Source organism: Gracilimonas sp. (genome assembly GCF_035704785.1).
GTDB lineage: Bacteria > Bacteroidota > Rhodothermia > Balneolales > Balneolaceae > Gracilimonas.
The window spans coordinates 1-8,754 of record NZ_DASSWP010000170.1; the positions used below are offsets into that span (position 1 = coordinate 1).

Here is an 8,754-nt window from a genome sequence, read left to right on the forward strand (position 1 = left end):
TTCGATAGAGCGGACTTTAAACACCAGGTGCTCCCCAACAGCTTTCATATAGTATTCATTAAAAGGAGTGTCTTGAAAATGCTTTTGAGCAATTTCATACTTCTTCTTGCTGAGTTCAGTAAGTCTGTGAGGCTTTCCAACTTTGACCTTTTCAACTTCCTGTAAAATTTGTGAGTCCAGTCCGTCAATTTCTTTTAAATAGTTGTTGTAACGTTCTCCCCAGTTTCCTGAATATCCTTTAACCTGAACATTTTCCGGGAAATCAGAGCGGGTGATATTGATGTTAAGATCATTGGAGGGAGTAAGGTAAACGGGGTAAAATTCATCATTGAGATGAACTGTTTGTATAGTTGGCTCTTCAACAGGTAAAGAAAGACTAAAGCTTCCATCTTCGGAAACACTCAAAGTCTCTGCATTTACGGGTGCGTATTTATAATGAATGGGTTTTTCTTCAAGGATAAGATTGGCATCTCCCAAATAATCAACAGTTCCATTTATAGAGGCCTGATTACTGCAAGAGGCTATAAACAAACAACTTATAGCGAATAAGATCGAAATTTCGGAAGATGGCATAAAGTATGAAGATTAAAATGGTTTAATTTTGCCCTTTAAAAGGCAAAAGACTGTAACATTATTGCATCCAAATTACTCTTTATAATAAGAAATCAGACTGCTAAAAATAATTTTTCAAAATAATTGATATAAAAGTGTAACAAATGAATAGTAAGTTACTCTTGTCTAAGATAATAAGACTTGGGTAGTCTCTAAAAAGTAAAACTATAACGCCGTGGGTTTTGTGCTGTAATCGGGGCGTTTATGAAATAATGTCAACGTCAGTTAGTAATCATAATCATAAATACGCAAATGATAGAAAGTAAAGTAAATAACGAGCTCGAGAGGAAGATAGATCTGTATGTAAATGGGAAGTTAAATGCAGAGGAAACAGATGAGCTGTGGGCCGAACTGGTTCAGGATGAGTATTACCTGGATTACATGAAAAGTGTAGCCAATGTAAAATCAATCCTTGATAACCAGAAAGCTGCACAACCTTCTGCTAAAATCTATTCTATCCAAAAAGTTGTACGATATGCCGCTGCAGCTGCAGTTATATTAATTGCGGGTGCAATAGGTGTAATGAACATGAATACTTCAGGCAGCCTTTCCGTGAGTCCGGTTGAGCAGATCGGCCTTGATGTTGTAAGGGATGGTACGGGTATTCCAGAAACAGTGACAAATGAAGTTATTCGGCAAGCTATAAGAATGGCTACCGATGGTGAGATTGAAGAAGCAATTTCACTATTAGAAACAGAACTTAAAAATACTGATGAGCCACAACTTATAGCAGAAATAGCTTTAAGCCTTGGATCCATTCAATATAACAGCGGTAATTATTCTTCTTCCATTGAGAATTTTGAGATGGTAACTTCTCAGGAAAACATTGAAATTCTCACTCTTGAGAAAGGATATTGGTTCTTAGGTAATACCTATTTCCAATTAGATCGTCTTGATGAGGCTGAAGAAGCTTTCCGTAATGCATATGAATTGAATGGCGCTTATAGCCGTGTTGCTAAATCTTATGTTGATGCACTTGCCAGTGTAGCAGCCGCCGAATGATCTAGATCTAGAGAGTACAATAATTTGAAAAGGGTTTTCTCCCCTATAAAATTACTATGAGATAGAAGTGGCATTTTGATAGGCAGAAAATCCGGCAAAAATAGCAGTAAATGCTAATAGTGAAAATAGCAGATATCGATTATTAGATGAGTTGTTAGTAACCGGTGAAGGATTGCCAATTAGCATGTATGCTCCCCAAAAATGTGGATTGGCATTCGAACTTCTCAGCTGATTTAACTTTGCTTCCCTGAAGGCTTCACTTTTAGTTGCTCCTTCATTTAGAAAACTATAGAAATCAGTTGCAAATTCTGAGGCAACTTTATCATTTACAGACCATAAGTTTAAAGCGAGGCTTTTAGCCCCGGCATATCTTAAAGCACGACTAATGCCCATTACTCCTGTTCCCTGCATATAACTGCCTGAACCCGAACTGCATGAATTGAGCATAATAAATTCACTGTTTAACGGAGTGTCAAATAGCTCGTAGGCATATAATGCCTGATCCGAGTCTAATGAGTCAAGCGGATTTGAGCTTTTTAGGTAGATAATTGAAAATAGCGGGTCCTTTTCTGAAACCTCACTGTGAGTTGCCACATGTACTAACCGGGATGAGCCAACTCTGTTTTTAAACGCTTCCTTAGTGGCTTCATTTTCATTAAACATTTGTTTGTCATCAAATGAAGTAAGTACAGAGTTAATATTTCTATTTTCAACAGTGGCATATGGCAGGGAAGGAAGGCTGGTATTTTCGAAATTTTTGAAATTTGAAATGGCAAAACCACTGTAATCATATTTTGTAGAATTAGTGAAAGACCTTCGGTTGTCTTCAAATTCTTGCAAAGAAGTAAAATACCGGAATGAAAAATCCTCAATTAAATAACGGCTGCTGCCAAAGCTAATAGCCGAAGAAGGTTCTTCGGTAGGTAGAACTTCTAAAGGGATCCGATATAAGTAATTATCAGGAACTACAGAAATGTACTCTATATTTTTCGGAATGTTGTGGAGTTCAAGTTGTTGGTAGAGCTCATAAAGATGATTCAGATTGGCGCGGCCGGAAGCTAGTTCGTCAGCAATATGGTTGAATCTGTCCTGGGTTTCTTTTGAGAAGTCAAGAACACGGATCTTAACATTTTCTTGAGTTAAATAAGACACATAGAGATGAGAACCAATCTCAGTAAAATGTAAGAGCAGTTCGTTAGGTTGCACTGAACGCTGAATAGACCAAACCGGTGGTAAAGAACGCTCCTTATTTAAATTTACTTCCGATAGAATTTGTTCTCTAAGAGCAGATGTGCGATCAATTTCTGTTTTTATTGCAAAACGTTCATCTTCATCTGCATTCAGATATCTTTTTCTAAGCAATTGAAGTTTTTCATTGAGTCTTTTCTCTTCGACCAACTCTTCTTCAGATAATTTTTCCGCCTTGATCAGTGGGCTGTTATACAATGAAGCGTCATTAATGGTTTTAAGCTGATCCAAAAGTAAAAGTGCTTTTTCAGGTTGCTTATCCTCAATATATAAATGCACCATTAGTTCGAAAGCATCGAGATATTCATCCTCTACCGACCAATATCCCTGTTGGGAATCTGTGTTGTTTTTAGCGCGATCTACCACCTGTTCTAGAACAGGAGCAAGCTCCTCAATAGCGGCTCTTTTATCACCCGTAATAGAGTAATAATCAGCTTTAACTGTGTAGTACTTAGTAAGAAGTTGAAATTCGATTTCATCCAGAGAGTAAAGTTTGATCTCTTCAAGATTAGAAGAAACCTTGTCTAATTCTCCCTTTTTAAGCGAGATTGCTGTTAGGTTCACTAAAGCATCAATATAATTTGGGGTATCCGATTTCGATAATGTCAAATCATGGACCCGGGTAAAAATACTTAAAGCAGAATTTAGAGAATCAATTTCATAAAGTATCGTCCCCTTTTCGAGCAACAAATTCACATATGTGGAATAATCCTGTTCAGGGGAAAGGATCTCTTCAGCAGCATCTAAATAGATAAGGGCTTTCTGGTGATCTTTGTGGCTAGACCAGTAAAAAGATCCAAGATAAAAATCTATTAATGCCAATTCTGTTGAATCATTTTCACTTACAGCAATTTCTTTTGCCTCATCAATGTAGCTTAATGCTGTGGAGTTATCTTTTATGGACACATAGTAGATAAAAAGATTTCTATAGATACCAAGAAGGCTTCTGTAATTTTCAATTTCTTCTTTTTGATCTAATGCCCGAAGCTGAAAAGAGATATATCTATTGGCTTGCCCAAGCTTTAAATAGGCAGCTCCGAGGTTCGTAAAGAGAGTATATTGGTTTTCAAAGGTTTCAGAATTGTTATAGAGTTCTTCATAAATATTTTTTGATTCTTGATACTTTCCCAGTTCATGAAGGTAAGCTCCCTGACGATTTTTAATGGAAAATACCATATTACTTTCCCCTAAAAATTCTGCAAGGGGTAAAGAGAATTCTCTTTGAAGGTCTAATGATTTGTCAAAATGTCCAAACCTGTAATAGGTATAGTCAATTGCTCCTAAGAGACGTAATTTATGGATAGAATTAGGCAACAGGGTTTGTTTTAGAAAAACTTCATCATATTCTTCTATAAGATCATATCTGTCAAGCAAGTAACTAACCCGAATGATGTTTGAAACTATGATCGCATGCTCTAAACTGTAAGTATCTTCATAAGAACGGATATACTCAATCCAGCTTTCTAATGCTTGTTCTAAATACTCAGGGGAATCAAGGGAATAGTAAGTGGCATGGTTCCCCCCCATTAATAGCTTAAAGTGAATGAGAGGGAATTCATTATATCCCAGATCTTCTTTGGAAAGAAGCCTTTGATTTTGGGTAATTTCATTATACCTGCTGAGTATCTCATCTTCCCAATATTTCAGCAGGATGTCATCAGAAGTTATTGATTCGACAGAATCAGCTGATACAAGGTCTGAACAATTTATATCAGCATAAATACCGGAATAATGTGTGGAGTCTTTTAACTGATCTTTTACAAGTTTCAAGGTATTACAATCATGTATTGCGATCTCGTGCAGAGCCCAGAGATTTAGGGCTTCATCATGACCGGATTCTAAATTCTTGACATAATTCAAAACCTGTTCTTCTGCTTGCAGGTGTATGTCAACAGAATCCGGGAATGCAAATGCTGTAAATATCAGATATATCAGTATCAAAGCTGTTCTTTAATCATAGGTAATATATTTAAAGTAATAAATTCTGCACATTAGTTACCATTCTGGTTTTTCAACGATAGGTCGGACTTCAGCTCCACCGGAGAATACGCCGTTGTCCGTGGTAGTGGTTACTGTGGGCTGCTCCTGGAGATCTTCGTTCAGTGAGGCGTCGGTAACCGAGGCGCATCCGAAGGAAAGGGCAGTGATGGCAAAAAGGGCGATGATTGATTTAAGTGATTTCATGGTATTATTATTTATAGATTAAACTTTAGGTTAAGTACAAGAGTATGTTTACAGCTATTTGTTACATTTAAATTTGGAGTAGTATATTTTAATAAAGACATTTTTCTACTCCATTGTAAGAGTATTAATTTCACATATTGTTACACGATTAATCTAAATCTTAATTTTCATAGCCGCCACTAAAAGATTAAAATGGATTAATAATTCAAAAAAAATCACTTATTATTGGAGCGATAAACATTTTTGATAGATCATATAGAACAGTACATTCTTTGATGTACTAGATTCACGAAGAGGTATTCATACCGTCAAAAATTTTAATTATTAGTTGGTTAGTTTGGCACAACACAGAGTAGATTATTCGGAATTGGTAGAAGCACTCCAGAAAGGGGATGAAGCTAAAGCAAGTGAGCTTTTGTCAGAAGTGATCCCAAGACTGGAGGACTATCTTCAGGTGGTAATGAGTGCGGAATCAAATGCTGCCAAAGAATGTGTTCAGCAAGCTTTTCTAGATGTATTTGAGCAAATACGTAAGAATAACATCAAGAAAAGTAAGTATATATTCAGCTATCTCATTAAATCTTGCCGGCATGAATATCTGCGATATGTGAAAAGGGAGCATAAATTTGACTATGATGCAGAATCCTTCAACGAGATCTATGAGCCCGAAGAACAGTTCCAGAACTTACTGGATAAAGAAAGGCAAAGAATACTGGAAGAATGCCTGAGTGAGCTTAGAAAGAAGTCCAGGGAGTTTATTGAGTATTTTATGGACCGGCCTGATGCCACTACTGATGATGCTGTTGATGAGTTTGACCTCTCTAACGCCAATGTACGTACTAGAAAGCATCGTATTTTAAGCCGTTTGCACCATTGCTATAAGCGCAAATCAAGTCAATAGCACTCCCTGTAGTTTAAAAGCCAATTCTAAAGCCTTTAGCAGTGAATTGGAAGTTTTCTGAGATAGATAAAAGGCCTTTTGTATAGGGATTATGAAGGGTGTAAAGTATCAGGTCGAAAACAAGCAGGAATCCACCCTGCAATAGCATTGATTTCCCATATCCTTCCAGCCGTTTCGAATCCTTTCTTAAACCTCTTTCCCATAACCAGGCACCTGTGGCCATATATCCTATATCAAGTCCCGCATTAAAGAGCAGGATCTTATCCAGGTTTTGAAGTTTACTTAAAGATTGTGAATAGTTAAGCGATGATACGTCAATGGTTGAGATACTGTAGAGTGCAAAACCGGCAATTCCAAGATTTACTAAATTCCATCCGGCATTCATTTGGTGAAAATATTTCGTTGAATTCTCGCTCAAAAAATAACCGGTTGAACCGGATATGAGATTTAAAGTTCCCCAACTTCCCAGAAAAATCATTCCCTTTTTTTGAAGGTCAAGAGATTTTTGTGCGTAATTTTGGGTAGAAAAAGCGTCATTTTGAGCGTGTAACAAGTCAGGAATTAAAGCCAAAATGACAATCAAAAAAAGAAAAATTGAGAATAAAATCTGAGTGTAACGCATTTTTAGGTCAGGCTAAATTATAGAGGAAATATCAACTACTTTCCTTTCAACAACTGCGAATATGGAATCATTCTTTGCGACTTTAACTTGGGTTAACCATGCAAATACATTGTAAGCGCAAGCTTGGGTACAAAATCAGCCCCACGTAAAAAGTGCCGAGCATAAAAATCTTTAAAATCTCAAAAAATGATAAAATCATTTCTAAAACGCGTTTTCACTTGATTCTCCGCCAAAAAAGCCTCAACATCAAACAAATAATAACCAACCGATGTATGTATGTGGCTTAATATTAAATCATTTGAAGATTATCAGCAGACCTTTAATGAAAGTGAGAAAGATCGCCTGAAGTTTTGGGATCATGAGGCGGGGACTTTTTACTGGAGAAAGCGATGGGACAAAACTCAATCCGGTAGTTTTAAAGATGCTAATGTAAAATGGTTTGAGGGCGGTAAGCTCAATATTACAGAGAATGCTTTGGATCGCCACTTAAATACTATTGGGAATAAAACCGCTTTTATTTTCGAGCCCAATCACCCGGATTCTTTTCGTCGCTCCATCACTTATAAGCAGTTGCATGAAGATGTTTGTCGGTTTGCAAATGTGCTGGAGAGCAAAGGAATCGAGAAAGGAGACCGCGTAGTTATTTATATGGCGATGACTCCGGAACTGGTGATCTCAGCATTAGCCTGTGCCCGAATCGGAGCCGTTCACTCCATTGTTTTTGCAGGATTTTCATCTCAGGCACTTTCTGAGCGTATCAACGATTGTGATGCTAAGATGCTGATCACAAATGACGGTCTTCGTCGAGGTGACAAGCACGTACCCTTAAAAGATATTTCTGATGAAGCCCTAGAAAATTCACCATCGGTGGAAAGTGTGATTGTTTGTCAGCGCACCAACCGCGATATCGAATGGAAAGATGGTCGTGATGAATGGTGGCACATTTTGATTCGTAACGCATCCAAGAAACATGAAGCCGTAGAAATGGATGCCGAAGATCCGCTTTTCATCCTCTATACGTCCGGTTCAACGGGTAAGCCCAAAGGGGTGGTTCATACCTGCGGAGGATATATGGTGTACACCAGCTACTCCTTCCGACAGGTATTTCAAGTGGGTGCCGATGATATCTATTGGTGTACAGCAGATGCAGGATGGATCACAGGACACAGTTATATCATCTACGGTCCACTTTTTAACGGGGCAACAGGAATCATTTTTGAGGGGACGCCAACATATCCTGATGCCGGTCGACTTTGGGAAGTAGTCGAAAAATACAAAGTAACTCATTTCTATACGGCTCCAACGGCTCTTCGTGCGCTGATGTCTTATGATATCGATTATGTGAAGAAATACGATCTGAGTTCATTGAAAGTCCTTGGAACGGTAGGGGAACCGATCAATGAAGAAGCATGGCACTGGTATCACGACCATATTGGCAGTGGAAAATGCCCTATTGTGGATACGTGGTGGCAAACGGAAACCGGCGGTATAATGATCTCTCCGCTTGCAGGAATCACCCCAACCAAACCAGGATTTGCAACACTTCCTCTGCCCGGTGTTTTTCCGACTTTAATGGATGAAGACGGAAACGAAATAAAAGGAAATGGAGTGCAAGGGAATTTATGTATCAAACATCCATGGCCGGGAATCGCTCGAACGGTGTATGGTGACCACGAGCGGTACAAGAAAACCTATCTGAGTACCTATGAAGGGTTTTACTTTACAGGAGATGGGTGTCGCCGTGACGAAGACGGATACTATCGAATCACAGGCCGTGTGGATGATGTTCTGAATGTTTCCGGACACCGATTGGGAACGGCCGAGATCGAAAATGCGCTGGATGAGCACCCAAAAGTGGTGGAAACAGCAGTGGTTGGATATCCCCATGATATCAAAGGGCAAGGAGTTTATGCTTTTATGATCTGTGAAGGAGAGATCAAGGATCAGGAAGAGTTCAAGAAGGAATTGCTGGATCTGGTAACCAAGATCATCAGTCCGATTGCTAAACCCGATAAAATTCAGGTGGTGAAAGGATTGCCGAAAACCCGTTCCGGTAAGATCATGCGCCGAATTCTGAGAAAGATCGCGGCGGATGACGTAGATAATCTGGGTGATACTTCCACTTTGTTAGATCCAAGCGTAGTTGAGGACATTAAAAATGGAAAAGCGGTTTAAATAAATAGAC

At 38.5% G+C, this 8,754-nt stretch carries 7 protein-coding genes; 3 read left to right on the forward strand and 4 right to left on the reverse strand.

Features of this window, described 5'->3' with window-relative positions; genetic code table 11:
- A partial coding sequence (locus VFM80_RS10020; protein ID WP_395071688.1) for a hypothetical protein occupies positions 1-573 on the reverse strand: 573 nt, incomplete at its 3' end.
- Between the two features lie 291 nt (positions 574-864).
- On the opposite strand from VFM80_RS10020, the gene VFM80_RS10025 reads away from it, so the two are divergent.
- Positions 865-1,614 carry a tetratricopeptide repeat protein gene (locus VFM80_RS10025; protein ID WP_395071689.1) on the forward strand — a complete coding sequence of 250 codons (750 nt, stop codon included), beginning with the start codon at positions 865-867 and terminating at the stop codon, positions 1,612-1,614.
- A 54-nt stretch (positions 1,615-1,668) separates the two neighbouring features.
- Here the strand turns inward: VFM80_RS10025 and VFM80_RS10030 are convergent, their stop codons facing one another.
- Positions 1,669-4,803, reverse strand: a complete 3,135-nt coding sequence (locus tag VFM80_RS10030) for a CHAT domain-containing protein (RefSeq protein ID WP_395071690.1) — start codon at positions 4,801-4,803, stop codon at positions 1,669-1,671.
- Positions 4,804-4,857: 54 nt separating this feature from the next.
- Entirely contained in the window at positions 4,858-5,046 is a 189-nt protein-coding gene (locus tag VFM80_RS10035) for a hypothetical protein (protein WP_395071691.1), read from the reverse strand.
- A gap of 337 nt (positions 5,047-5,383) precedes the next feature.
- Between VFM80_RS10035 and VFM80_RS10040 the strand changes: the two genes are divergently transcribed.
- Positions 5,384-5,947, forward strand: a complete 564-nt coding sequence (locus tag VFM80_RS10040; RefSeq protein ID WP_395071692.1) for an RNA polymerase sigma factor — start codon at positions 5,384-5,386, stop codon at positions 5,945-5,947.
- Between the two features lie 13 nt (positions 5,948-5,960).
- Here the strand turns inward: VFM80_RS10040 and VFM80_RS10045 are convergent, their stop codons facing one another.
- Entirely contained in the window at positions 5,961-6,569 is a 609-nt protein-coding gene (locus tag VFM80_RS10045) for a DUF6992 family protein (RefSeq protein WP_395071693.1), read from the reverse strand.
- 276 nt (positions 6,570-6,845) lie between these two features.
- On the opposite strand from VFM80_RS10045, the gene acs reads away from it, so the two are divergent.
- Entirely contained in the window at positions 6,846-8,744 is a 1,899-nt protein-coding gene (gene acs, locus VFM80_RS10050; RefSeq protein WP_395071694.1) for an acetate--CoA ligase, read from the forward strand.
- Positions 8,745-8,754: the final 10 nt, after the last annotated feature.

Excerpts from the sequence above, each read along its gene's own strand:
- VFM80_RS10045 (WP_395071693.1), bottom strand. The coding sequence starts at position 6,569 with ATGCGTTACACTCAGATTTTATTCTCAATTTTTCTTTTTTTGATTGTC.
- VFM80_RS10025 (WP_395071689.1), top strand. The coding sequence starts at position 865 with ATGATAGAAAGTAAAGTAAATAACGAGCTCGAGAGGAAGATAGATCTG.
- VFM80_RS10035 (WP_395071691.1), bottom strand. The coding sequence starts at position 5,046 with ATGAAATCACTTAAATCAATCATCGCCCTTTTTGCCATCACTGCCCTT.
- acs (WP_395071694.1), top strand. The coding sequence starts at position 6,846 with ATGTGGCTTAATATTAAATCATTTGAAGATTATCAGCAGACCTTTAAT.